Origin of the sequence: Ornithinimicrobium carbonis (genome assembly GCF_050703245.1) — a bacterium.
GTDB lineage: Bacteria > Actinomycetota > Actinomycetes > Actinomycetales > Dermatophilaceae > Ornithinicoccus.
In genome coordinates, this window is sequence record NZ_CP192647.1 from 2,557,119 (window position 1) to 2,581,120 (window position 24,002).

Genomic DNA, 24,002 nt, shown 5'->3' on the forward strand with positions numbered 1-24,002 from the left:
GGTCGCCGCACCCTGCACCCCGGCCGCCGGCCGCGCACCTTCGGCCGGTTCAGCCCCCCAGGCTGTCCGAGACCTGGTCCCCCACGAGGGGCCCCTGCCGCAGCCGGGTCGACAGCGGACGCGGGAGCGGGGTCCCGCCCACGAGACCGAGAGCGGTCCAGACCTCCTCCGGGCGCACCGTGGGGACGGTGTGGCGCAGGGTGACGAGAAGGACGACGTCCCCCGGTTCGGCCGGAACCCCCGGGACCTGGTCGGCGGCGACCGTCATCCCCAGGACGGCGGCCCTCACGTCCAGCTCCCTGGGCCCCTTCTTCATCATCCTGGTCACGAGCAGCTCCTCGGCCGCCAGCAGCGCCGCCACCGCGGCGTCGACCGCCCCGGTGTCGACGGGCGTGCCGTCGGCCCGGAGGCGCAGCGCCCACAGGCTGCCCTGGAGCCGGTCGGCCAGCGCGCCGGGGAGGTCGTCGGCGTCCTGGACCTCCACCACGTCCAGCCCGTCCGGGAGTGCCTCGTCCAGAACCGGCGCCACCCGGGCGGGGTCCACCCGGCGGGTGAGGGCGATCTCGACGTACTCGGCCTCGCTCGCCGTCCCCGTGGGGGCGGCGTTGGCGTAGGAGATCTTGGGGTGCGGGTGGAAGCCGGCGGAGAAGGCCACCGGCAGGCCGGCCCGCCGGACGGCCCGCTCCAGGGCCCGCTGGAAGTCCCGGGTCGAGGTGAACCGCATCCGGCCCCGCTTGGCGTAGCGCACGCGCAGCCGCTGGACCGTGGGATCGGGTGCCGGACCCTCGGGAACGCGACGCGTGGCCATGGGCGGACAGGCTAGTCGGCCGATCCTCACCCGCCCAGGACGGCCTCCTGCACCGTCGTGGGGGGCCTCGGTCCCCGACGGGGTGACCGAGCGCCTCGCGGTTGACGGTACGGTAGGCAGCGGCACTCGACGTCGAGGCCGGACCGGAGCTCAGCCCCGGGCTGTGCTGCGGTCGCCCCCGTCCATCCCGACCCGAGGAAGCCCCCTTGCGTGCTGTCAACTTCTCCGCCGGCCCTGCCGCCATGCCGCTCGAGGTGCTCGAGCGGGCCCAGTCCGAGCTGACCGACTGGCGGGGGTCGGGAATGTCGGTGATGGAGATGTCCCACCGCTCCCCGGAGTTCGTCGGCATCGCCGCCGAGGCCGAGCAGCGGATGCGGACCCTGCTGGCGGTGCCGGACGACTACGCGGTCCTCTTCCTCCAGGGCGGCGCCACCGCCCAGTTCGCCGCTGTCCCGCTCAACCTGGGCGCACCCGGGGCGCGCACGGCATACCTGAACACCGGGTCCTGGTCGAAGAAGGCGATCGCCGAGGGCCGCAGGTTCACCGACGTCCAGGTGCTCGCGGACGAGAAGGCCTCGAACTACGCCTCCGTCCCGGCGCCGGGCTCGTTCGAGGTGCCCCAGGACGCCGCCTACCTGCACTACACCCTCAACGAGACCATCGGCGGGGTCGAGTTCCCCTACGTGCCGGACGCCGGGGACGTCCCGCTGGTCACCGACGCCAGCTCGACGATCCTGTCCCGACCCATGGACGTGACCCGTTACGGCGTGGTCTACGCCGGGGCCCAGAAGAACCTCGGCCCCTCCGGGATCGTCGTCGTCGTCGTGCGGCGCGACCTGCTGGGTCGACCCCGGGCCGACGTGCCCTCGGTGCTGGACTGGACCGCCATGGCCGAGGCCGACTCCATGCTCAACACCCCGCCGACGCTGGCGTGGTACCTCGTCGGTCTGGTGCTGGAGTGGGTCCAGGAGCAGGGTGGGCTGGAGGCCATGGCTGCGCGCAACCGGGCCAAGGCCGAGCTGCTCTACGGGGTGATTGACGCCTCGGACTTCTACGCCAACCCCGTCGAGCCGGCCGCCCGGTCCTGGATGAACGTGCCCTTCCTCGTGCCCGACCCCGCCCTGGAGAAGCCGTTCGTCGCCCAGGCGGCAGCGGCCGGGCTCTCCGGCCTCGCCGGGCACCGGAGCGTGGGCGGCATGCGCGCCAGCATCTACAACGCCATGCCCCTGGAGGGCGTGCAGGCCCTCGTCGACTTCATGACCGAGTTCGAGCGGAAGAACGGCTGACCCATGAGCACCTTCGCGATCCAGACCCTCAACGCCATCTCGCCGATCGGCCTGCAGCGCCTCGACCGGGACGTCTTCGACATCGGCACCGACATCGCCGAGCCCCGGGCGCTCCTGCTCAGGTCGGCCGACCTGCACTCGGTGGAGATCCCCGAGACGGTGTATGCCGTGGCCCGCGCCGGCGCGGGCACGAACAACATCCCGGTGGACCGGCTCGCCGCCCGCGGCATCCCGGTGTTCAACACCCCCGGCGCCAACGCCAACGCGGTCAAGGAGCTCGTCATCGCCGGCATGCTCCTGGCCGCGCGCAACCTCTACCACGCGGCCGACTACACCCGTGACCTCGTGGCCGGGCGGTCGCTGTCCGGCAAGGAGCTCGACAAGCAGGTCGAGGCCGGCAAGAAGCAGTTTGCCGGGTTCGAGCTGCCCGGGCGCACGCTCGGGGTGATCGGGCTGGGCGCGATCGGCGTGCTCGTGGCCAACGCCGCCCAGTCGCTGGGGCTGAAGGTCCTGGGGTACGACCCGGCGATCACGGTGGAGCGCGCGTGGCAGCTCTCCCCCCAGGTGGAGCAGGTCACGAGCGTGGAGGAGCTCTTCTCCCGCTCGGACATGATCACCCCCCACGTGCCGCTCGTCGAGGGCACCAGGGGCCTGGTCGACGCCCACCGGATCTCCCTCATGCCCGAGGGCGGCGTGATCCTCAACTTCGCCCGGGGCGGGGTGGTCGACGAGGCCGCGGTCCTGCAGGCCCTGGACTCCGGCCACCTGCACGCCTACGTCAACGACTTCCCCACCGAGGCGGGCGATCCACCCCAAGGTCATCGCCCTGCCCCACCTGGGCGCCTCCACGGGTGAGGCCGAGGACAACTGCGCCGTCATGGCGGTCGACCAGCTCTCCGACTTCCTGCTGCACGGCAACATCCGCAACTCGGTCAACTTCCCCGAGGTCGTCATGGCCCGCACGCCGGGGACCACCCGGCTGGGGATCTTCAACCAGAACCGGCCCACGATGATCGGGCAGATCACGGGGGTCCTGGGCGAGGCCGGGCTCAACGTGGCCGAGTTCACCAACCGGTCCAGGGGCGACTACGCCTACACCCTCGTCGACGTCGAGGGTGAGGTGCAGGACGACCTCAAGCAGGCGATCCTGGCCATCGACGGGGTCGTGCGGGCCCGCAAGCTCTGACCCCTCCCCCGGGTCCGCGGGTCGCGTCACCCGGACGACGTGGTCACGTCCCGGACGACGTGGTCACGTCCCGGACGACGTGGTCGCGCCCCGGTCGACGTGGTCACGTCCCGGTCGGGGGCGCGTCGGCCCCGGGCGCGATGCCGGTCCTGCGTCCTCAGCGCACCACGGACAGGGGCAGCAGCCGCTTGCCGGTGGGGCCGACCTGGATCTCGGTGTCCATCTGCGGGCACACGCCGCAGTCGAAGCACGGCGTCCACCGGCAGTCCTCGACCTCCCGCTCCTCGAGGGCGTCGAGCCAGTCTTCCCACAGCCACTCCTTGTCCAGGCCGGAGTCGATGTGGTCCCAGGGCAGGACCTCGTGCTCCCCCCTCTCCCGGGTGGTGTACCAGTCCACGTCCACCCCGGTCCCGGCCAGGCCCGCCTCCGCGGCCGACATCCAGCGCTCGTAGGAGAAGTGCTCGTTCCACCCGTCGAACCGCTGCCCGTCGCGCCACACCTGCTCGATCACCGCGCCCAGCCGCCGGTCGCCCCGCGAGAGCAGACCCTCGACGATCCCGGGCTTGCCGTCGTGGTAGCGGAACCCGATGGCCGACCCGTAGCGGCGGTCGGAGCGCAGCGCCTCGCGCAGCTTGGCCAGCCGGGCGTCGGTCTGTTCCGCCCCCAGCTGCGCGGCCCACTGGAAGGGGGTGTGCGGCTTGGGCACGAACCCGCCGATGGAGACCGTGCAGCGGATGTCGCGGTGCCCGGAGACCTCCCGCCCGGTGTCGATGACCCGCTTGGCCAGGTCGGCGATCTGCAGGACGTCCTCGTCGGTCTCGGTGGGCAGCCCGCACATGAAGTAGAGCTTGACCTGCCGCCACCCGGCCGCATAGGCGGCGCCGACCGTGCGGATGAGGTCCTCCTCGGTGACCATCTTGTTGATCACCTTGCGCATCCGCTCGCTGCCGCCCTCGGGGGCGAAGGTCAGTCCGGACCGGCGCCCGTTGCGGGTCAGCTCGTTGGCCAGCTCGATGTTGAACGCGTCGACCCGGGTCGAGGGCAGCGAGAGGCCGGTCTGGGTGCCCTCGTAACGGTCCGCCAGGTCCTTGGTGACCTCGGCGATCTCGGAGTGGTCGGCCGAGGACAGCGAGAGCAGCCCGACCTCCTCGAAGCCGGTGGCCTCCAGGCCCCGCTGGACCATGTCGCCGATCCCGGTGATCGAGCGCTCCCGGACCGGGCGGGTGATCATGCCGGCCTGGCAGAAGCGGCACCCTCGGGTGCACCCGCGGAAGATCTCCACGCTCATCCGTTCGTGCACCGACTCGGTGATCGGCACGAGCGGTGCCTTGGGGTAGGGCCAGGAGTCGAGGTCCATGACGGTGTGCTTGGCGACCCGCCAGGGCACGCCCGCCCGCGCGGGGGCGACCCGCTGGATCCGCCCGTCCGGCAGGTAGTCCACGTCGTAGAACGCCGGGACGTAGACGCCGCCGGTGGCGGCCAGCTGCAGCAGCAGCCCCTCGCGGCCGCCGGGCCGCCCGGCCTCCTTCCAGCCGCGCAGGATGGCCGAGACCGCGAGCACCGCCTCCTCGCCGTCGCCGACGACCGCGGCGTCGACGAAGTCGGCGACCGGTTCGGGGTTGAAGCTGGCGTGGCCGCCGGCGATCACCAGCGGGTGCTCCTCGGTGCGGTCGCGGGCGTGGAGCGGGATGCCGGCGAGGTCGAGCGCGGTGAGCATGTTGGTGTAGCCCAGCTCGGTGGAGAAGCTGAGGCCCAGGACGTCGAAGTCGCCCACGGCCCGGTGGGCGTCCACCGTGAACTGGGGCACCCCGTGCTCGCGCATCAGGGTCTCGAGGTCGGGCCACACCGCGTAGGTGCGCTCGGCCAGGACCCCGGGCTGCTCGTTGAGGACCTCGTAGAGGATCATGACGCCCTGGTTGGGCAGGCCGACCTCGTAGGCGTCGGGGTACATCAGCGCCCAGCGCACCGTGTGTTCGCCCCCGCAGTCCCAGGCCTTGACCTGCGAGTTCAGCTCACCACCGACGTACTGCACCGGCTTGCTCACCTGCTCGAGCAGGGGCTCCAGCCGGTCGAGGACGGAGGCTCCGCGGGGACGGCTCGGGACGTCGGTCGGCGAGGACATGCGGTCCAGCGTATGCAGCCGCGCCCGCCGGGGGGAAACGAGCGCCGCCGCCGGGGGATCCCCGGCGGCGGCGCGTCGACGCGTGCGCCCTAGCTCTCGACGTAGAACCTGTCCAGCTCGTCCTTGTACTTGGAGGTGACGGCCTTGCGCTTGAGCTTCATGCTCGGCGTGAGGTCACCCTCCTCCACCGACAGGTCGTGGTCCAGGATGTGGAACTCCTTGATCTGCTCCCACCGGTTGAGCTGGGAGTTGAGCTCGTCGACGTAGCCCTGGACCATCTCCCGGGCCTTCTCCGAGGTGACGATCTGCCGGTAGGAGTCCCCTGCCATCCCGTTCTGCGCACCCCAGGCAGCGATGGACTCGGGCTCGAGGGTGACGAGCGCGGAGACGAACTTGCGCCCGTCGCCCTCGATGATGAGCTGGCTGGCGTAGGGGCAGATGCCCTTGAACCGCGACTCGATGAGCGAGGGGGCGACGTACTTGCCGCGGACGTCTTGAACAGGTCCTTCTTGCGGTCGGTGATCGTCAGGAAGCCGTTCGGGTCCACCTCGCCGATGTCACCGGTGGCCAGCCACCCGTCGTCGAGGCTGGCGGACGTCTCCTCGGGCAGCTGGTGGTAGCCCTCCATGACCCCGGGTCCCTTGAGCAGGATCTCGCCGTCCTCGGCGATGCGCACCTCGGTGCCGGGCAGCGGCCACCCGACAGAGCCGAACTTGTAGCCACCGGGCGCGGGCCGGTTGACGAAGGAGGCGGCGCTGGTCTCGGTGAGCCCGTAGCCCTCGAGGATGAGCAGACCCATGGCGTCGAACCAGCGGGCGACGTCGGCGTTCAGCGCGGCCGAGCCGGAGATGAAGAAGCGCACCTTGCCGCCGAACCGTCCGCGGATCTTGCTGAGGACCAGCTTGTCGGCCAACCGGTACTTGGTGGCCAGCAGCCCGCCCGGCTGTCCGCCGGCGGCCCGGATCTCCCCGACCTCCTTGCCCACCCCGGAGGCCCAGGTGAAGAGCTTGGCCTTGACCCCGCCCTCGTCCATCATCATCGTGGTGATCTTGCCGTAGACCTTCTCGAAGATCCGCGGTGCGGCCCCCATGAAGGTGGGCTGGACGACGGCGACGTTCTCGACGATCTTCTCCGGCCGTCCGTCGACCGCGGTGGGGAAGCCGATCTGCAGCGGCAGGGCGAGCAGGACCTTGCCGAAGACGTGCGCGAGCGGAAGCCAGAGGTACTGCAGGTCGTCCTGGCTCAGGATGCCGATGGAGGCGACCGCCGCCGCCTCGTAGGTCCACGCCGAGTGCGGCAGCCGCACCCCCTTGGGTCGACCCGTCGTGCCAGAGGTGTAGATGATCGTGGCGAGGTGCTCGGGGGTGAGGCCGTCGATGCGGGCGTCCACCACGCCGGGCTCACGCTCGAGCCGGGCACGGCCCAGCTCCTCCAGCTCGGCGAAGGTGATGACCTGCTCCCCGTCGCCCTCCCCGTCGACGACGACGACCTTGAGCACCCCGCTCATCTCGTCGGCGCGCTCGCGCAGCTTGGCCACCTGGTCGCCGTCCTCGGCGATGACGACCCGGCTGCCGGAGTCGGCCACGATGTAGGCCACGTCCTCGGTGATGGTCGTGGGGTAGATGGTCGTGGTGGCGGCGCCGGCGCACATGACGGCCAGGTCGGAGAGCACCCATTCGATCCGGGTGGAGGACATCAGCGCGACGCGCTCCTCCGGCTCGACCCCCAGCTCGACCAGGCCGGCAGCCAGGGCGTAGGCCCGGTCCCGGGTCTGGCTCCACGTCAGGGACGCCCACCCGTCCCCGACCGGGTGCCGGAAGGCCTCCCCCTCGGGCAGGGCCTGGACACGTTCACGGAACAGGTGGCCCACGCTGGGGGCACGGTTCTCGATGATGCTGCGGTCGACCTTCTCCTCGGTCACGGAACGGGCCATCGTCAACTCCTTCGTCGGCAGGCACGGGCTGGCCCGATTCTGTCACGACGCCTGCCCCGGAGTCAGCGCCCCCCACGCCGGTCCTGCTGCGCCGCCGACACGAGCGCCACGGCGACCCAGCAGGCCAGCATCGAGGAGCCTCCGTAGGACAGGAAGGGCAGCGGCAGCCCGGTGACCGGGACCAGGCCCAGGTTCATCCCCACGTTCTGGACCACCTGGAAGGCGAACCAGCTCGCGACCCCCACGGCCACGAGCCGGGCGAAGGGGTCCTCGCAGCGCAGGGCCACGACCAGGGCCCGCAGGACCAGGAAGCCCAGCAGCAGCAGGAGCCCGCCGGAGCCGAGGAGGCCCAGCTCCTCGGCCGCGACCGAGAAGACGAAGTCGGTGTGCTGGAACGGGATGAACCCGCCCTGGGTGTGGGGGCCCTCCCCCAGCCCGGCGCCGTCCCAGCCCCCCGCGGCCACCGCCAGCCGCACCTGGCGGGTCTGGTAGCCGATGCCCTCCGGGTCCAGCGTGGGGTCCCGGAAGGCGAGCAGACGGTCGACCTGGTAGGGGTCCAGCAGGGGAACGCGGACCGCGGCGACCACGGTCGCGACGGTGCCGGCCAGCGCGGCCGCCGTCCACCACCACGACGCGCCGGAGGCGGCGACCACCCCGACGGTGAGCATGCCCAGGACGAGCGCGCTGCCCAGGTCGGGCTGGAGCAGGATAAGCAGGACCGGCACCCCCGCCAGGACCCAGGCCAGCAGGACCTCGCGGGCACGGGGCGGCCGCCACCGGTCCCGTCCCTCGGCCAGGATGACCGCCAGGCCGAGCACGAGGCCGATCTTGGCCAGCTCGGCCGGCTGGAGCGAGAAGCCGCCGGGCAGGAAGAGCCAGGAGCGCGACCCGTTGACCGTCTGTCCCACCGGGGTCAGGACGAGCACCAGGCCGCCGACCCCGGCCACGACGGCGAACGGGGCCAGGGCCCGTAGCCGGCGCACGTCGAGCAGGAGCACGCCCAGGGCGGCGGTCATCCCCACCGCGGTGTTCACCACGTGCCGCACGGCCAGGGCGGACCGACCTGCTCGTGGGTGGCGGACCAGACGAGCAGCGCTCCCACGACCGAGAGCCCGCCGGCGGCCACGACCAGGCCCCAGTCCGCCCGGGCGAGCCGGGTCACGACGGGGCGCGACGACATACCCCGGCTCAGCCGAGGAGGGCGCGGGTGCGGTCGACGTCGGCGGCGATCTGCTCCAGCAGACCCTCGACCGTCTCGAACCGGTCGTTGCCGCGCAGCCGGCGCGCGAAGTCCACGGCCACCGTCTCGCCGTACAGGTCGAGGTCGTCGCGGTCCAGGACGTAGGCCTCGACCGTGCGCTCGACGTCGCCGAAAGTCGGGTTGGAGCCCACCGAGATCGCCGCCGGCAGCCGCCGGTCGGGGTGCTCCGCCGGCAGCGACGGGCGCTCGAGCCAGCCGGCGTAGACGCCGTCGGCGGGCACGAGCCCCTCGCTGTCGGTGCTCAGGTTGGCGGTGGGGTAGCCCAGCTCCCGGCCCCGGTGGTGGCCGTGCACGACCTCGCCCGAGACCCGGTGGGGCCGGTCGAGGATCTCGGTGGCGGTCTCCATGTCCCCCGTGGCGATCGCCTCGCGCAGCGCGGTGGAGGACCAGCTGCGCCGGCCCCGCTCGTGCTCACCCACGGTCCCCTGGACGAGGACCTCGAAGCCGTAGGCCTCGCCCAGCTCGCGCATCGTCCCCACGTCCCCGCTGTTGTGCAGGCCGAACCGCGAGTCCTGGCCGAGGACCACGACCTGCGAGCGCAACCCGTCCACGAACGTCTGCACCACGAAGTCCTCGGGGGTGAGCAGGGCGTACTCGGGGGTGAACTGCACCACCACCACGCCGTCCAGCCCGAGGGCGGCCAGCAGGTCGAGCCGGTGGTCCAGCCCGGTGATCTCCCGGGGCGCCCGGTCCGGGTGCAGCACGGCCACCGGGTGCGGGTCGAAGGTGACGGCCACGGAGGCCAGGCCGCGCTCCCGGGCGGTCGCCACGACGGTGTCCAGGACGGCCCGGTGGCCGCGGTGGACACCGTCGAAGTTGCCGAGCGTGGCGACGGTGGGACCCAGGTCGGCGGGAACCTCGTCCAGGCTCGTCCATCGGTGCACGGGCGCCTACTCTACTTCTGCCCGGCGGGCGCCAGGACCACGCGCGCACGCGCGGTGGGACCGCTCTCGTCGAGGACGGCCACCAGGACGCCCTCGGGCGAGAAGGCGGCGACGGGACTGCTCCGGCCGGGCTCGGCGGAGGGGACGCGCTGACCGTAGCCGAGCGCCCGGGCCTCGGCCTCGTCCAGGTCACGGGCCGGGAGCGTGGCCCGGGCCGCGTCCGCCAGCGCCAGCAGGTGGGCTCCGGCCCCCTCGCCCGCGTCCGGGTCCAGCTGCTCCAGGGTCGCCGCCCGGTCGAGGGTGAACCCTCCGACCCGGGTCCGGCGCAGCGCGGTCAGGTGACCGCCGACCCCGAGGGCGGTCCCCAGGTCGCGGGCCAGCGCACGCACGTAGGTGCCCGAGGACACCTCGACCTCCACGTCCAGGTCCACGACCCGGTGGCCGTCGTCCAGGACCACGTCCCGGCGGGCGAGCACGTCGAAGCGGTGCACGGTCACGGGGCGGGCGGCCAGCTCGACGTCCTCGCCGGCGCGCACCCGGGCGTAGGAGCGGCGCCCGTCGACCTTGATCGCGCTCACCGCGCTGGGCACCTGCTGGACCGGCCCCGTGAGCGAGCGCACCGCCGAGGCCACCTGATCGTCGGTCAGGGAGCCCGCGTCGGCCCCGCCGGTCACCTCCCCCTCGGCGTCGTCGGTGAGGGTGGAGCGCCCCAGGCGCACGGTGGCGGCATACCCCTTGTCGGAACCGACGAGGAAGGTGAGCAGCTTGGTGCCCCGGTTCACCCCGAGCACCAGGACCCCCGTGGCCATCGGGTCGAGGGTGCCCGCGTGCCCCACCCGTCGGGTGCCGCACAGGCGCCGGGCCCTCGCGACGACGTCGTGGCTGGTCCAGCCGGCGGGCTTGTCGACGACGAGCAGTCCGTCGCCGACGCCCTCAGCGCTCATCCGCCGGGACGTCGTCCCCGTCGTCGTCCTCGGCCGCCGGCCGCCGGTAGGGGTCCGGCTCGCCGGCGTAGGCCGCCGCCGCCCGTTCGCGCGCCAGCTCCGCGTCCCGCTCGGCCACCTGGCGCAGCAGGTCGTCCATGTGCGCCGCGTCCTCCGGGAGGGCGTCGAGGATGAACTCCAGGCTGGGCGTCAGCCGGATCCCCAGACCACGGCCCACGAAGGAGCGCAGCCGTCCGCGGTAGGTCTCCAGGATCTCGGCCGCGGTGGCGCGGTCCTCCTCCTGGCCCAGGACGGTGTAGAAGACGCTGGCGTGCTGCAGGTCCCCGGTCACGCGGACGTCGGTGATCGTGACGAAGCCCAGGCGCTGGTCCTTGACCACCTGGGACAGCCCCTGCGTCACCAGCTGCTTGATGCGCTCGGCGATGCGGCGGGCGCGGGCCTGGTCTGCCATGGGTCCTCCTGGGTCGTCGGTGTTCCGGGCGGTGTTCCGGGCCCGACCATCCTACGGACCGGCAGGACCTGTCGGCGCCAGGGCGTGGGATACCCTCCGGGGTATGACGTGGGCGGCCAGGGGTGCCCGCGCGGGCGCTCTGTCCGTCCTCGCGGTGGGCTGGGGGCTGCTCGCCCACCTCGGTGCGGACGGGCACGGCGCCGGGGGCGGGGTCCGCCCGGGTGCGCTCCTGTGGGCCGGCACGGCCACCGTGCTGCTCGCCTGGTTCCTGCCGGCCCGCCGTGCCGGCTCCGGGCCGGTGGCCCGGGCGGCCCGGCTGCTCGTGGCCGTGGGCGCGGGGCAGGCGCCACCCATGCCGCGCTGGCGCTGGCGCCCCTGCTGTCGCAGCAGACCCGGTCGCCCGTCGCGACGCCGGGGGCGCGCGGCCCCGCCGCCCACGACGGGCACCTGGCGGTCGTGGTCGCAGGCCCCTCCCCCTCCGAGCTGCTCGCGGCGCTGGGCCACGGGGGGACCACGATGCTCCTGCTCCACGGCCTCGCCTCGCTCACCGTCGTCGTCCTCCGGGCGGCTGCCGCCACGCTGTGGCGAGAGGCGGTGGCGTGGTGGGGACGGTTGGTGGCCCCCGGCACGGTGCGGGGGCCCGTCGGACCCCGGTGGCCGGTGGCCGGCCGCACGGTCCTGGCCGCCGCCTGCACCGCGCACCGCTCCTGGGACGGAAGGGCCCCGCCGACGCCGTCGGCCGTGCTCTGACCCCTTCCCCCCGCACCAGCTTCCAGGAGATCCCATGCCCATCGCCCGCTCCGCGCGCTCGGCGCTCGTCCTCACCCTCGCCCTGGCCGTCACCCTGACCGGGTGCGGCCCCGCCACCGGTCCGGCCGACGCGCCTCCGGCCACCCCGGACGCCACCTCCGCCGGTGCCGGCCTCGTCCTCGTGGACGGGTGGGCCAAGGCCACGGACGGTCCGATGACCGGGGTCTTCGGCGCGCTCACCAACGACGGCGGCACGGACCTGCACCTGGTGGAGGTGCGCAGCGAGCTCGCCGGGACGTCCGAGATGCACGTGACCGTCGACGACGGCGCGGGCGGACGGGTCATGCGCAGGGCCGAGGACGGCTTCGTGGTGCCCGCGGGCGGCGAGCACGCTCTGGAGCCCGGCGGTGACCACCTGATGCTCATGCAGCTGGCGGAGCCGGTCGGGACGGGCCAGGAGGTGGACCTGGTGGTCGTGGACTCCGACGGCGTCGAGCACGAGCTCACGGTCACCGCCCGCGCCTTCTCCGGGGCCGAGGAGGACTACGCGCCGGGAGAGCACACGGAGGCACCGTGAGCAGCGCTCAGGTCGGCCGGCGCACGCTCCTCACGGGGAGCCTGCTGGGGGGCGCGGGCGCCCTCGCACTGGCCGGGGGAATCGCCTCCTCGGGGACCCGGTCCACGGACCCGGCGCAGGCCAGGACCCCGGCGGGCGGGCCGGGCGACCTGGTCGTGCCGTTCCACGGGGAGCACCAGGCAGGGATCGCCACGCCTCCTCCGCCCCACGCGGTCTTCGTCGGACTGGACCTGGACGACGGCGTCGGCGCGACCGGTCTGGGCCGGCTGATGCGGGTGTGGACCGACGACATCTCCCGGCTCACCGCGGGCGTGCCACCGGTCACCGACCAGGAGCCCGAGGTGGCCGTCCGCCCGGCCGGGCTGACCGTCACCGTCGGCTGGGGGCCGAGCCTGTTCGACCGGACCGGCCTGGTCGACCGGCGCCCGCCCTGGCTGACGCCCTTGCCCTCGCTGCCGGTGGACGACCTGGACGAGGCGTACGGCGGGACCGACCTGCTGCTGCAGCTGTGCTCCCACTCCCCCGTCCCGCTGGCCCACGCCCGTCGTCTGCTCGTGGGTGCGGCACGCGGCATCGCCACGCCGCGCTGGGTCCAACCGGGCTTCCGCGATCCCGCGGAGGCGGCCGGCCTGGCCTTCCGCAACGAGTTCGGCCAGGTCGACGGCACGGTCCAGCCGGACGTGGCCGACCGCGACGCCGGGCTGCTGTGGATCGGCCCGGACGCGCCGACGCACCCGGGGTGGGTCGGAGGGTCCAGCCTGGTCCTGCGCCGGATCCGGATGGACGTGGAGGGCTGGGAGCGGGCTGACCGGGTCGCCCGCGAGCACGCGGTCGGGCGGGACCTGGCCACCGGTGCCCCCCTCACGGGTGGCCGGGAGGGCACCCCCGTGGACCTGCACGCGCTGACGCCCAGCGGCCTGCCCGTCGTCGACCGGCACGCCCACGTGCGTCGGGCCGGCGCCCAGGCACCCCACGAGCGCTTCCTGCGCCGCCCGTACAGCTACGAGCAGGTCGGGAAGGACGGGAACGTGGAGACCGGGCTGCTCTTCGCCGCCTTCCAGGCCGACCCGGTGCGTCAGTTCCTGCCCGTCCAGCGCCGCCTGGCCGAGGGCGACCTGCTCAACCTGTGGACGGTGCCCGTGGGCTCCGCCGTCTACGCCGTGCTCCCCGGCTGCGCCGAGGGCGGCTGGCTCGGCCGTTCCCTCCTGGCCTGAGAGCCCGACGCCCACGCCGCGAGGCCCGGCCCGTCACGGGGACGGACCGGGCCTCGCGGCGTGCACGACGGCGGTCAGCTGCGGGGGATCTCGCGCATCTCGTAGGTGGCGATGAGGTCGTCCGCCTGCAGGTCGTTGAACGACCCCAGGTTGATGCCGCACTCGAAGCCCTCGCGGACCTCGGTGACGTCGTCCTTGAACCGCCGCAGACCGGCGATCTCCAGACCCTCGGTGACGACCACGCCGTTTCGGGTGATCCGGGCCTTGGCGCCGCGGCGGATCTCGCCGCTGCGGACCAGGCAGCCCGCCACGTTGCCGAACTTGGAGCTGCGGAAGATCTCGCGGATCTCCGCCGTCCCGGTCTCGAACTCCTGGTACTCCGGCTTGAGCATGCCCTTGAGGGCGTTCTCGATGTCCTCGATGGCCTGGTAGATCACGCCGTAGTAGCGGATCTCCACGCCCTCGCGCTCGGCGTAGTCGGCGTTCTGGCCCTCGGCACGCACGTTGAACCCCAGGATGATCGCGTCGGAGGCGACCGCCAGGTTGATGTTGTTCATCGTGATCGCACCCACGCCGCGGTCGATGATCCGCAGGTCGACCTCGTCGCCCACGTCGATCTGCAGCAGCGCGTCCTCCAGTGCCTCCACCGAACCGGAGACGTCACCCTTGAGGATGAGGTTGAGCGTCTCCACCTTGCCCTGGGCCAGGGCCTGGGTGAGGTCCTCCAGGCTGATCCGCTTGCGGGACTTGGCCAGGGCCGCCTGACGGTCGGCCGCCTCGCGCTTCTCGGCGATCTGCCGAGCGGTGCGGTCGTCCGGAGCCACCAGGAAGGTGTCGCCGGCACGGGCCACCGTGTCCATGCCCAGCACCTGCACGGGCCGCGAGGGCGGCGCCTCCTGCAGGTTGTTGCCGTGCTCGTCGAGCATGGCCCGGACCCGTCCGTGGCTGGCGCCCGCGACGATCGCGTCACCGACCCGCAGGGTGCCCTGCTGCACGAGGACGGTCGCGACGGCGCCACGACCCTTGTCCAGGTTGGCCTCGATGGCCACGCCGCGGGCGTCCTTGTCGGGGTTGGCCCGCAGGTCCAGGGCCGCGTCGGCGGTCAGCAGGACCGCGTCGAGCAGCTGCTCGATGTTCTGCCCCTCCTTGGCGGAGACGTCGACGAACATCGTCTCGCCGCCGTACTCCTCGGCGACCAGGTTGTACTCGGTCAGCTGCTGACGGATCTTGGCGGGGTTGGCACCCTCGACGTCGATCTTGTTGACGGCCACGACGATCGGCACGTTGGCCGCCTGGGCGTGGTTGAGCGCCTCGATGGTCTGCGGCATCACACCGTCGTCCGCGGCCACGACCAGGATCGCGATGTCGGTCACCTTGGCACCACGGGCACGCATGGCGGTGAACGCCTCGTGACCCGGGGTGTCGATGAAGGTGATCGCCCGCTCCTCGCCGTCGTGGGAGGCGTGGACCTGGTAGGCACCGATGTGCTGGGTGATGCCTCCGGTCTCGCCGGCCCCGACCTCGGACTCGCGGATCGCGTCCAGCAGCCGGGTCTTTCCGTGGTCGACGTGACCCATGACCGTCACGACCGGCGGCCGCGGCAGGAGGTCCTCGTCGGACTCCGCCTCCGCCTCGGCCTCGAGGTCGATGTTGAAGGCGCTGAAGAGCTCGCGCTCCTCCTCCTCCGGCGAGACCACGCGGATGTCGTAGCCCAGCTCCGAGCCGAGGACGGCGAAGGTGTCCTCGTCCAGCGACTGGGTCGCGGTGGCCATCTCGCCGAGGTGGAAGAGCACGGTCACCAGCGACGCCGGGTCGACGTTGATCTTGTCGGCGAAGTCGGTCAGCGAGGCACCGCGGCGCACCGTGATGGTCGCGCCGTTGCCGCGCGGGACGTTGACGCCACCGATCGACGGCGCCTGCATCTGCTCGAACTCGGCGCGCTTGGCCCTCTTGGACTTGCGCCCGCGGACCTTTCCGCCGCCGCGCCCGAAGGCACCCGCGGTGCCACCGCGGCCGCGAGGACCGCCGCCACGACCACCGGGGCCGCCACGGAAGCCACCCGGAGCACCGCCCGGTGCACCACCGGGGCCGCCGCCGGGACGACCTCGACCGCCGCCGGGGCGCGCGGGGCGCTCACCGGGACGGGGCACGGCCGCACGCTCGGGCATCATGCCCGGGTTCGGCCGGGCGCCGCCGCCGGGACGCGGGGCCGCCGGACGGGGCCCGCCGGGACGAGGTCCGCCCGGGCCGGCCTGGGTGCCGCGCGAACCACCGGGACGGGGCATCCCCTGGCTGGGGGCGAAGGGGTTGTTGCCGGGGCGCGGCGAGCCGCCGCCCCGCTCTCCACGGTCGGCGCCACGGTCGGCGCCACGGTCTGCTCCGCGCTCGCCGCCTCCGCGGCGCTCACGGCCCATGCCCTGGCTGGAGGAGAAGGGGTTGTTGCCCGGACGGGGTCCGGGCTTGACCCCGGGACGGGCCGGGCGGGGACCGGGGGTCGCGCCCGACTCGGGCCGCCGGTCGCCCGCGGGCTCGGCCGCCTGCTCCGCGGCGGGCTGCTCGGGCGCCGACGGGGAGGGCCGCGGACCGGGCCTGGCACCAGGGGTGGCCGGGGACGGGCGGTCTGGCCTCGTCTCCGCGGCGGGGGCGGGGGCCTCCGGCTGCGCGGGCGCGGGCTCGACAGGCGTGGACGGGGGCGTCGGCTCGGCGGCTGCCGGGGCCTGCTCGGCCCCGGGCGCCGACGAGGGGCGGGGTGCGGACTTCGGTCCCGGCTTGGGAGCACGGGACGACTGCCCGGGCTTGCCGGAGGAGGACGCCGGGGCGGCGGGCGCGGGCGCGCCGGCCGCTGCGGGCGGGTTCTCCCGGATCTTGCGGACGACAGGGGGTTCGATGGTCGACGATGCCGACCGGACGAACTCTCCCTGCTGCTTCAGGTGGGCGAGCAGCTCCTTGCTCTCGACCCCGAGCTCCTTGGCGAGCTCGTAGACCCTGAGTTTGGCCACGGTGTGGTGTCTCCTTGGTGTAGCGCCACGACCGGGCCCCTGCAGGGCACGCCCGTGACTAGTGCTGGTGGGTGCTCATCGCTGAGTACTCATCGGGTGCTCATCAGCGTCAAACCCGCTTCCGGTTCCTCGATGACAGGCCCGGGTGGGCCCGCCCTTTGCTGGCGGCCGGATCCGTTGACCCGGCCGTGTCACGGCCTTGCTGCGCGAACCGCTCCTGCACGGCCGTGGTGTCCACCGTCCCCGCCCGTGACAGGCGCAGGGCGCGGTGGAAAGCACGACGCGCGATCGCGATCCGCACGCACTCGGGGTCGGGGTGCACCCAGGCACCTCGTCCGTGTGCGCGGCGCCGCTCGTCCGGGACGACGGTCCACCGGTCGGTGCCCGCCGGTCCGTGGACCGCGACGACCCGCAGCAGTGCGGACTGCTCGTCCTGGCGCCGGCACCCCACGCACGTGCGCACCGGGGTGCGGCGGGACGTGGTGGTGGTCGACGACGAGGGACGGGCAGTGCTCTCCACTCTACACGCCCGGCGGGACGGCGTCCTCCTGCCCCGCCCGGTCCTCCAGCTCCTCGGTGTCGGCGCGGATGTCGATCTTCCACCCCGTCAGGCGGTGGGCGAGGCGGGCGTTCTGCCCCTCGCGTCCGATGGCCAGTGACAGCTGGTAGTCCGGCACGACGACCTGCACCTGCCGGGTCCTGGTGTCGACGATGCGGGCCGACTGGACACGGGCCGGGGAGAGCGCCGCGGCCACGTACTCCTCGGGGTCGTCGCTGTAGTCGACGATGTCGATCTTCTCGCCCTGCAGCTCGGCCATGACGGCCCGCACCCGTTGTCCCATGGGACCGATGCAGGCCCCCTTGGGGTTGACGCCGGGCACCGTGGCCCGCACCGCGATCTTGGTCCGGTGGCCCGCCTCGCGCGCCACGCCGGCGATCTCCACGCTGCCGTCGGCGACCTCGGGCACCTCCAGGGCGAACAGGCGGCGGACCAGGTTGGGGTGGGTGCGCGACAGCATGATCTGCGGACCGCGGTACCCCCGCTTCGCGCTGACCACGTAGCAGCGGATCCGCTGACCGTGCTCGTAGCTCTCCCCCGGCACCTGCTCGGCCGTGGGCAGCTCGCCCTCGACCGTGCCGAAGTCGACCAGGACGAAGCGCGGGTCGTTGGACTGCTGCACGACCCCGGAGACGATGTCGCCCTCCCGGGCGCGGAAGTCGCCGAGCACCGCGTCGTCCTCCAGCTCGCGCATCCTCTGGGTGATCACCTGGCGGGCGGTGGCGGCGGCGACCCGGCCGAAGCCCTCGGGGGTGTCGTCGAACTCAGGACCGGGCTCGCCCCGGGTGCCGTCGTCCAGGACGGGAGCCGCCTCGCGGGCCCAGACGGTGACGTGCCCGCTCTTGCGGTCCAGCTCCACCCGGGCGTCGCGGTGGTGGCCCTCGACCTTCTGGTAGGCGGACAGGAGGGCCTGCTCGATCGCCTGGACGATGACGTCCATGGGGATCTCCCGCTCCCGCTCCAGCAGCCGCAGCGCGGCCATGTCGATGTCCATCAGTGGTCCTTTCCGTCGGGGCGCGAGAACTCCACCTGCACGGCGGCCCGCTCGATCGTGGGCCAGGCGAGCTCGAGGCCCTTCCCGTCCTGGGGCTGCTTCCCGGCCGGGTCGTCGTTCCCGGCACGCACGTCCTCCAGGCGCACGCCGTCGGCGTCCACCCGCACCAGCCGACCGGTGACCGGTGACCCGTCGGTGCGGCTCACCGTCACCAGCCGGCCGACGTTGCGCCGGAACTGGGCGGGGCTGCCCAGGGGACGGTCGACGCCGGGGGAGCTGACCTCCAGGGTGTAGGGCCCGGTGCCCATGGCGTCGGTGGAGTCGAGGGTGTCGGACACAGTCCGGGTCGCGACGGCGATCTCGTCCAGGGTCAGCGGTTCGACCGCGGAGGTGGTGTCGTCCGGGTCCAGCCCGTCGACGTCGCGGGCGACGAAGACGCGCACGAGGCGACGACGGCCGGCCTGCTGGACGACCACCTCGTCGACGACGACCCCGCTGCCCTGCAGGCTCTCGGCGACCTGCTGGGTGAGCAACTCGGTGCGTGCCCGGCTGTCCATCGGGTGCCTCCTGCGATCTTTAGCTGTCTGCCGGGCCCGGGCACCGTGCGATGCCGGGCCACCGGTCCGGAACCGTCTACCCTACCCCTTGAGATGATGCCCGTCATGCGCCCGACCGTGTCCCGCCGCGCCCTGATGCGTGCCGGTGGTCTCACCGGTCTGGCGGCGCTGCTGACCGCCTGCGAGGGCGGTGACGGGCCGGACAGCAGCTCCCCCACCGGCACCGTCGAGCCGGACGACCCGACCACCTGGCCGCCCGACACCACGCTGCTGCTTGCGGCCCGTCAGCGGGTGCACGGCTACCTGACCGCCCTGGACCTGGTCGAGGTCTCGACCGGCCGCCGGTCGCGGCTGGCCGCCGCCTGGGGGTCCCAGCTGGACACTCTCGAGCAGCTCGTCGTCCTCGGCGGTGTGCCGCTGCCCGCGCCTCCCGCCGAGCCGGTGGTCACCGCTGCGCCGGACGCGGCCGCGCGCTCGACGGGACCCGCCGACGACGCCGACCGCACCAGCGGCGCGGCGGACGGCGACGCGAGCACCGCGGGACCACCCCGGGCGCCGGCCGAACGCCTCGGACAGGTGCTGCGCGGCGACGTGAGCGACGCGGTCCGGGACGCCTCGACGGCCACCCCCGCGCACCTGCCGATGCTCCTCGCGCTGGCGGCGCAGCACGCCGCCTCGGCCCAGGAGCTGGGGGCGGCGGTCGACTGGCCCCCGCTGGCCGGCCCGCAGGGAGCCGCCGCGGTCCCCCTGCTCGCCGCCCTGCGCCCGGCCGTCTTCGGCCTGGAGGTGCTCGCTGCCCGGTCCCGCGGGGAGGAGCGCGAGGACTACGAGGCGGTCCTGGAGCCGCTCGCCGGCCTGACCCGCCAGGTGACCAGCCTCGCCGGCCGGGCGGCCCCGGTCCCCCCGCTGGGCTACGACATGCCCGAGGATCTGGACGGGGCGGAGGAACGGCGCGCCCTCGCCCGTCAGCTCGTGGGCGACGTCGCTCCCGCCGCGCTCACGACGGCGACCCGCGTCTCCGGCGACGTCGCCCAGCTGACGGGGATCGCCCGGGTCGTCGCCGAGGCGGTGGCCTGGAACCGCAGGTTGGACGGCCCCGGCGCCGCGTTCCCCGGCATGACCGCGCCCTGACCGGTCCGCCCGGACGGGCGGCGCGGTCCCGCACCGCGCGGGGCGTCTCCGCCACCGCGCGGCGAGGTCCCGCCCCCACGCGGAGGCGCGCGCCCTCGCCCGCGGGCGCGACCGCATACCGTGGACGGCATGCCGAACCGTCTGGCCGCCAGCACCTCCCCGTACCTCCTGCAGCACGCCGACAACCCCGTCGACTGGTGGGAGTGGGGGCCGGAGGCGTTCGCCGAGGCCCGGGCGCCGGGACGTCCCCGTGCTGCTGTCGGTGGGCTACGCCGCCTGCCACTGGTGCCACGTCATGGCGCACGAGACGTTCGAGGACGACGAGGTGGGCCGCCTGGTCGGGGAGCACCTCGTCGCCGTCAAGGTCGACCGGGAGGAGCGACCGGACGTCGACGCGGTCTACATGTCGGCGACGACGGCGCTCACCGGCCACGGCGGCTGGCCGATGACCTGTCTGCTGACCCCCGACGGCGAACCCTTCTGGGCCGGCACGTACCTGCCGCGGGAGCAGTTCGTCCAGCTGGTGCTGGGAGCCGCCCGGGCGTGGCGGGAGGACCGGGAGCGCGTGCTCGCCGGTGGTGCGCAGATCGTGGCCGCCCTGCGCCGGGCCGGGGACCGCACGGCCACCGGACCCACGCCCGGCGAGGACGAGCTCGCCGCGGCGGTCCGGACCCTGTCGGGCGAGTTCGACCCGCAGTGGGGCGGGTTCGGCGGCGCCCCCAAGTTCCCGCCCTCGATGGTGCTGGCCTTCCTGCTGCGCCACCACGGACGCACCGGGGACGAGGAGTCGCTGCGGATGGTCCGGGGCACCTGCGAGGCGATGGCGCGCTCGGGCACCTACGACCAGGTGGGCGGCGGCTTCGCCCGGTATGCCGTGGACCGCGCCTGGGTCGTCCCCCACTTCGAGAAGATGCTCTACGACAACGCGCTGCTGCTGGGGGTCTATACCGACCTGCTGCGGGCCGACCCCGCCAGCCGACCCTGGGCGGAACGCGTCGTGCGGGAGACCGTCGACTGGCTGCTGCGGGAGATGTGGACGGAGCAGGCGGCCTTCGCCAGCTCGCTGGACGCCGACACCGAGGGCGTGGAGGGGGCCACCTACGTGTGGACCCCCGCACAGCTCCGCCAGGTCCTTGGCGAGGAGGACGGACGCCAGGCCGCGGACCTGCTCGGCGTGACCGACGGCGGCACGTTCGAGCACGGCAGCTCGACCCTGCAGCTGCGCCGGGACCCGGACGACCCCGCCTGGTGGGCGGACGTGCGGGAGCGGCTGGACCTGCACCGCAGCCTGCGGCCGCAGCCGGCCCGGGACGACAAGGTGGTCACCGCCTGGAACGGGCTGGCGGTCGCGGCGCTGGCCCACGCCGGCTGGGTGCTGGAGGAGGCGGACTGGGTCGACGTGGCCGCGCGCTGCGCGCGCTTCCTGCTCGAGGAGCACGTCGTGGACGGGCGGCTGCGGCGCAGCTCCCGGGACGGGTCGGTCGGCGACGCCCTGGCGGTGGCCGAGGACCACGGCGACCTCGTCGACGGCCTGCTGGCGCTGCACCGTGCGACCGGGGACGGCGGCTGGCTGGCAGCGGCCGGTCGGCTGCTCGACGAGGCGGTCGGCCTCTTCGGCCGGGACGACGGGACCTTCTCGGCCACCGGACGGGACGCAGAGCGGCTCGTCGTCGAGCCTCGCACCGAGGGTGACAACGCCGAGCCGGGCGGCCTCAGCGCCCTGGCGCTGGCGCTCGTGCGCCACGGGGCCCAGGCGGCCCGGGCCGACCATCTGGAGCGGGCCGCCCTGGCCCTGGGCGGGATGTCCGACCTCGTCACCCGTGCGCCCCGCTTCGCCGGCTGGGCCCTCGTCGCGGCCGAGGAGCTCGTCGGTGGTCCGGTGCTCGTGCGGCTCTCGCCCGCGACGACCGGCGGGGCGCGCGAGGCGACCGGTGCGGGCGGGCAGGGGCCGGGGAGCGACCCGCTCGGGGCGGCGGCCCGGCGCACCCCGGTGGGCACGCTCGTGGTCGACGGTGACGCCGAGACCCCCTCGGTCGGGGGTCGTCGGGCCGCGACCGTGTGTCGCGGCACGACGTGCGACCTGCCGACGACGCTCCCGGAGGACCTGCCGGGACGGGGCTAGTCTGACGACCACCGTCTACTGGAGGGGTCCCTGTGCGACGCACGTCATCCACCGCCACCGCCGCCGCCGTCGCGCTGCTCCTCGCCGCCTGCGCGGGAGGAGACGAGCAGGGGGGCGAGGACGGGTCCGGCGGGACCTCGACGGCCGTGCCCGCACCGGCGCCCGCCCCCGAGGACGAGGGGTCGCAGGACGAGGAGGACGCGGCGGACGCGGCGGACGACGAGGCGGCGGACGACGAGGACGACGCCCCGCAGGGGGTCTCCCCGCCGGCGACGTCCCTCGACGAGGCGGACGACGGGGAGGCCGGCGGGCCGCTCGAGGTGACGATCGCGGCCGCCGGCGACATCCTGGCCCACTCCCGGCTCAACCTCACCGCCAACGCCTACGCGGGCGGCGCGGCCGGCGCCTACGACTACACCCCGATGTTCGAGGACGTCTCCTCCCCCATCTCGGAGGCCGACCTGGCGCTGTGCCACCTGGAGACCCCGCTGTCGCCGGACAACACGAACCTCTCGGTGCCGGACACGCTGGTCTTCAACACGCCGCGCGAGATGGCCGACGCGCTGGCCGGCGCCGGCTTCGACGGGTGCGACTTCGCCTCCAACCACACGATGGACATGGGTGTTTCAGGGCTGGCGGCCACCGAGCAGGTCGTGCGGGACGCCGGGATGGGCTACGCCGGCCCGACGGCCGACGAGGACCGCTCGGGCCTCGCCGAGGTCTACGAGGTCGAGGCGGAGGGAGGCCCGGCCCGCATCGCCCACCTGGCCTACACCTACACCTACCCCAACTCCGGCACGCCGACCACGGACGTCCCCGGCGAGGCACCCTGGCTCGTGGACGCCTCCTGGCCCAACCTGGGCAGCGAGGGCATCCTCGAGCAGGCCTCCGCGGCGCGGCAGGAGGGAGCTGACTTCGTCGTGGTCAGCATGCACTGGGGCAACGAGTACCAGGCGCAGCCGACCGAGGACCAGACCCGCATCGCCCGGGACCTGCTGGGCTCCGGCGACGTCGACCTCGTCCTGGGGACCCACGTGCACGTGATCCAGCCGTGCGAGGAGGTGGACGGCCGGCACGTGATCTACGGGCTGGGCAACTTCCTGTCCAACCAGTCCCCGGACACCAACGCCAACCTGCTGCCCGCCACCCAGGAGGGCATGGTCGCCACCTTTACCCTCACCCGCGACGAGGAGGGCGGCATCAGCTCGCGGATGGACTACCAGCCGACCCGTGTGGAGATCGTCCCCGGGCCCCAGCCGGGTCCCCACGTGATCCGGCTGGTCTCCCCCGAGACGTACCCCGAGACGTGGGAGCGCACCACCGCCACCGTGGACCTGCTGGGCGGGTGCGGGGCGGAGCCGCTGGAGCCCTAAAAGGCCCTGAGGAACCCCTCCGCGCCCGGCCCGGGAGCCGCCCGCCGGCTCAGCCGAACAGCTGCTCAGCCGTGTCCAGCCCGATCTTGACGATGAAGGCGGTCAGGACGAGCACGAAGAAGATCCGCACGAACCGGCTCCCCCGGGCCACGGCCACCCGCGCCCCGAGGTAGCCACCGACGACGTTGCAGGCGCCCATGACCAGCCCGATCTCCCACATCACCGCGCCCTGCGGGACGAACACCACCAGCGCGGCCAAGTTGGTGGCCAGGTTGGCGATCTTGGACTTCGCGCTGGCCTCCAGGAAGCCGTAGCCCAGGGCGCTGACGAGGGCGAAGACGAAGAACGAGCCCGTGCCCGGGCCGAGGGCGCCGTCGTAGGCCCCGATCACCACCCCGATGAGCAGCGCGGCCGCCAGGTGCCGGCGCGGACGGGCGTGCCCGAAGCGCAGCCGCTGCATCTGTCCCATCGACGGCCTGGCCAGGGTGTAGACGCCCACGGCCACGAGCACCGTGAGGATGATCGGGTTGAACGCCTCCTTGGTGATGAGGAAGGCCGTGGCCGCACCGGCGGCGCTGCCGAGGAAGGCCGCCCCGGCCAGCGGCAGGGCGGTGCGCAGGTCGGGGCGGACCCGCCGGAAGTAGGTGATCGAGCTGGTCGCCGTCCCGGCGATGGACCCCAGCTTGTTGGTCGCCAGCAGCTGGACCGGGCTCGCTCCGGGGACCCCGACGAGGAGGGCCGGCAGCTGGACCAGCCCCCCGCCGCCCACGACGGCGTCGATGAACCCGGCGGCCAGCCCGGCCAGCGCCAGGAAGACCAGGACGCCCGGGTCGAGGGTCTCCAGCACCGGG

General features: G+C 73.9%; 22 protein-coding genes and 2 pseudogenes. 10 read left to right on the top strand and 14 right to left on the bottom strand.

The features are described from left to right. Positions 1–49: 49 nt before the first annotated feature. Positions 50–808 carry a TIGR03936 family radical SAM-associated protein gene (locus tag ACQ95T_RS12785; protein WP_425941151.1) on the bottom strand — a complete coding sequence of 253 codons (759 nt, stop codon included), beginning with the start codon at positions 806–808 and terminating at the stop codon, positions 50–52. Between the two features lie 206 nt (positions 809–1,014). Here ACQ95T_RS12785 and serC point away from each other — a divergent pair, with 206 nt between their 5' ends. From serC to ACQ95T_RS12800, 3 genes are read left to right on the top strand one after another with little or no spacing between them, the layout of a single operon-like run. After that, positions 1,015–2,094: a 3-phosphoserine/phosphohydroxythreonine transaminase gene (gene serC, locus ACQ95T_RS12790; protein WP_425941152.1), complete on the top strand. Its 1,080-nt coding sequence runs from the start codon at positions 1,015–1,017 to the stop codon at positions 2,092–2,094. 3 nt (positions 2,095–2,097) lie between these two features. After that, complete coding sequence (locus tag ACQ95T_RS12795) at positions 2,098–2,949, top strand: 3-phosphoglycerate dehydrogenase (protein WP_431472983.1); 852 nt, start codon at positions 2,098–2,100, stop codon at positions 2,947–2,949. A gap of 22 nt (positions 2,950–2,971) precedes the next feature. Continuing rightward, complete coding sequence (locus tag ACQ95T_RS12800) at positions 2,972–3,280, top strand: phosphoglycerate dehydrogenase (RefSeq protein ID WP_431472984.1); 309 nt, start codon at positions 2,972–2,974, stop codon at positions 3,278–3,280. Between the two features lie 157 nt (positions 3,281–3,437). Here the strand turns inward: ACQ95T_RS12800 and ACQ95T_RS12805 are convergent, their stop codons facing one another. The 8 genes and pseudogenes from ACQ95T_RS12805 to rbfA all read right to left on the bottom strand — a co-directional run bounded on the left by ACQ95T_RS12805 (position 3,438) and on the right by rbfA (position 10,875). Next, positions 3,438–5,402 carry a TIGR03960 family B12-binding radical SAM protein gene (locus ACQ95T_RS12805; RefSeq protein ID WP_425941155.1) on the bottom strand — a complete coding sequence of 655 codons (1,965 nt, stop codon included), beginning with the start codon at positions 5,400–5,402 and terminating at the stop codon, positions 3,438–3,440. An 89-nt stretch (positions 5,403–5,491) separates the two neighbouring features. Then, positions 5,492–5,863 (bottom strand): hypothetical protein, encoded by a 372-nt coding sequence (locus ACQ95T_RS12810; protein ID WP_431473831.1) that lies wholly within the window; start codon positions 5,861–5,863, stop codon positions 5,492–5,494. A gap of 212 nt (positions 5,864–6,075) precedes the next feature. Beyond that, positions 6,076–7,335 (bottom strand): annotated as a pseudogene (locus ACQ95T_RS12815) (AMP-dependent synthetase/ligase); the annotation flags it as partial. 62 nt (positions 7,336–7,397) lie between these two features. Continuing rightward, the gene (locus tag ACQ95T_RS12820; protein WP_431472985.1) at positions 7,398–8,372 is read right to left on the bottom strand and encodes an FtsW/RodA/SpoVE family cell cycle protein; all 975 of its coding nucleotides are present in this window, start codon (positions 8,370–8,372) and stop codon (positions 7,398–7,400) included. Further along, positions 8,366–8,515 (bottom strand): hypothetical protein, encoded by a 150-nt coding sequence (locus tag ACQ95T_RS12825; RefSeq protein ID WP_431472986.1) that lies wholly within the window; start codon positions 8,513–8,515, stop codon positions 8,366–8,368. The genes ACQ95T_RS12820 and ACQ95T_RS12825 overlap by 7 nt, the downstream gene beginning before the upstream one ends. Before the next feature lie 8 nt (positions 8,516–8,523). Next, positions 8,524–9,480 (bottom strand): bifunctional riboflavin kinase/FAD synthetase, encoded by a 957-nt coding sequence (locus tag ACQ95T_RS12830; RefSeq protein WP_425941161.1) that lies wholly within the window; start codon positions 9,478–9,480, stop codon positions 8,524–8,526. 11 nt (positions 9,481–9,491) lie between these two features. After that, complete coding sequence (truB, locus tag ACQ95T_RS12835; protein WP_425941163.1) at positions 9,492–10,424, bottom strand: tRNA pseudouridine(55) synthase TruB; 933 nt, start codon at positions 10,422–10,424, stop codon at positions 9,492–9,494. Further along, positions 10,414–10,875 (bottom strand): 30S ribosome-binding factor RbfA, encoded by a 462-nt coding sequence (gene rbfA, locus ACQ95T_RS12840; RefSeq protein ID WP_425941165.1) that lies wholly within the window; start codon positions 10,873–10,875, stop codon positions 10,414–10,416. The genes truB and rbfA overlap by 11 nt, the downstream gene beginning before the upstream one ends. Before the next feature lie 231 nt (positions 10,876–11,106). Here rbfA and ACQ95T_RS12845 point away from each other — a divergent pair, with 231 nt between their 5' ends. From ACQ95T_RS12845 to ACQ95T_RS12855, 3 genes are read left to right on the top strand one after another with little or no spacing between them, the layout of a single operon-like run. Beyond that, positions 11,107–11,625 carry a hypothetical protein gene (locus ACQ95T_RS12845; protein ID WP_431472987.1) on the top strand — a complete coding sequence of 173 codons (519 nt, stop codon included), beginning with the start codon at positions 11,107–11,109 and terminating at the stop codon, positions 11,623–11,625. A 34-nt stretch (positions 11,626–11,659) separates the two neighbouring features. Next, positions 11,660–12,202 (top strand): copper chaperone PCu(A)C, encoded by a 543-nt coding sequence (locus ACQ95T_RS12850; protein ID WP_425941169.1) that lies wholly within the window; start codon positions 11,660–11,662, stop codon positions 12,200–12,202. Then, positions 12,199–13,416 carry a Dyp-type peroxidase gene (locus ACQ95T_RS12855; protein ID WP_425941170.1) on the top strand — a complete coding sequence of 406 codons (1,218 nt, stop codon included), beginning with the start codon at positions 12,199–12,201 and terminating at the stop codon, positions 13,414–13,416. Before ACQ95T_RS12850 ends, ACQ95T_RS12855 begins: the two co-directional genes overlap by 4 nt. A gap of 74 nt (positions 13,417–13,490) precedes the next feature. On the opposite strand, the gene infB is transcribed toward ACQ95T_RS12855, so the two are convergent. The 4 genes from infB to rimP all read right to left on the bottom strand — a co-directional run bounded on the left by infB (position 13,491) and on the right by rimP (position 18,525). Further along, entirely contained in the window at positions 13,491–16,415 is a 2,925-nt protein-coding gene (gene infB, locus ACQ95T_RS12860) for a translation initiation factor IF-2 (protein WP_425941172.1), read from the bottom strand. A 109-nt stretch (positions 16,416–16,524) separates the two neighbouring features. Beyond that, a complete protein-coding gene (locus ACQ95T_RS12865) occupies positions 16,525–16,935 on the bottom strand; it encodes a YlxR family protein (protein ID WP_425941174.1) in 411 nt (136 codons plus the stop codon). Between the two features lies 1 nt (position 16,936). Continuing rightward, positions 16,937–17,968 carry a transcription termination factor NusA gene (nusA, locus tag ACQ95T_RS12870; RefSeq protein ID WP_425941175.1) on the bottom strand — a complete coding sequence of 344 codons (1,032 nt, stop codon included), beginning with the start codon at positions 17,966–17,968 and terminating at the stop codon, positions 16,937–16,939. Beyond that, complete coding sequence (rimP, locus tag ACQ95T_RS12875) at positions 17,968–18,525, bottom strand: ribosome maturation factor RimP (protein WP_425941177.1); 558 nt, start codon at positions 18,523–18,525, stop codon at positions 17,968–17,970. Before rimP ends, nusA begins: the two co-directional genes overlap by 1 nt. 105 nt (positions 18,526–18,630) lie before the next feature. On the opposite strand from rimP, the gene ACQ95T_RS12880 reads away from it, so the two are divergent. From ACQ95T_RS12880 to ACQ95T_RS12895, 4 genes and pseudogenes are all read left to right on the top strand, one after another. Beyond that, the gene (locus ACQ95T_RS12880; protein WP_425941179.1) at positions 18,631–19,656 is read left to right on the top strand and encodes a hypothetical protein; all 1,026 of its coding nucleotides are present in this window, start codon (positions 18,631–18,633) and stop codon (positions 19,654–19,656) included. 129 nt (positions 19,657–19,785) lie between these two features. Further along, positions 19,786–19,845 (top strand): annotated as a pseudogene (locus ACQ95T_RS12885) (hypothetical protein); the annotation flags it as partial. 61 nt (positions 19,846–19,906) lie between these two features. Next, positions 19,907–21,778 (top strand): thioredoxin domain-containing protein, encoded by a 1,872-nt coding sequence (locus tag ACQ95T_RS12890; RefSeq protein WP_431472988.1) that lies wholly within the window; start codon positions 19,907–19,909, stop codon positions 21,776–21,778. Positions 21,779–21,810: 32 nt separating this feature from the next. Continuing rightward, positions 21,811–23,151 (top strand): CapA family protein, encoded by a 1,341-nt coding sequence (locus ACQ95T_RS12895; RefSeq protein ID WP_425941182.1) that lies wholly within the window; start codon positions 21,811–21,813, stop codon positions 23,149–23,151. Positions 23,152–23,200: 49 nt separating this feature from the next. Here the strand turns inward: ACQ95T_RS12895 and ACQ95T_RS12900 are convergent, their stop codons facing one another. Further along, entirely contained in the window at positions 23,201–23,998 is a 798-nt protein-coding gene (locus tag ACQ95T_RS12900) for a TSUP family transporter (protein WP_425941184.1), read from the bottom strand. Between the last annotated feature and the right edge of the window lie 4 nt (positions 23,999–24,002).

Coding starts and splice junctions, on each gene's coding strand:
- ACQ95T_RS12785 (WP_425941151.1), bottom strand. CDS start 808: ATGGCCACGCGTCGCGTTCCCGAGGGTCCGGCACCCGATCCCACGGTC.
- ACQ95T_RS12795 (WP_431472983.1), top strand. CDS start 2,098: ATGAGCACCTTCGCGATCCAGACCCTCAACGCCATCTCGCCGATCGGC.
- ACQ95T_RS12800 (WP_431472984.1), top strand. CDS start 2,972: ATGGCGGTCGACCAGCTCTCCGACTTCCTGCTGCACGGCAACATCCGC.
- ACQ95T_RS12805 (WP_425941155.1), bottom strand. CDS start 5,402: ATGTCCTCGCCGACCGACGTCCCGAGCCGTCCCCGCGGAGCCTCCGTC.
- ACQ95T_RS12825 (WP_431472986.1), bottom strand. CDS start 8,515: ATGTCGTCGCGCCCCGTCGTGACCCGGCTCGCCCGGGCGGACTGGGGC.
- truB (WP_425941163.1), bottom strand. CDS start 10,424: ATGAGCGCTGAGGGCGTCGGCGACGGACTGCTCGTCGTCGACAAGCCC.
- rbfA (WP_425941165.1), bottom strand. CDS start 10,875: ATGGCAGACCAGGCCCGCGCCCGCCGCATCGCCGAGCGCATCAAGCAG.
- ACQ95T_RS12850 (WP_425941169.1), top strand. CDS start 11,660: ATGCCCATCGCCCGCTCCGCGCGCTCGGCGCTCGTCCTCACCCTCGCC.
- nusA (WP_425941175.1), bottom strand. CDS start 17,968: ATGGACATCGACATGGCCGCGCTGCGGCTGCTGGAGCGGGAGCGGGAG.
- rimP (WP_425941177.1), bottom strand. CDS start 18,525: ATGGACAGCCGGGCACGCACCGAGTTGCTCACCCAGCAGGTCGCCGAG.
- ACQ95T_RS12880 (WP_425941179.1), top strand. CDS start 18,631: ATGCGCCCGACCGTGTCCCGCCGCGCCCTGATGCGTGCCGGTGGTCTC.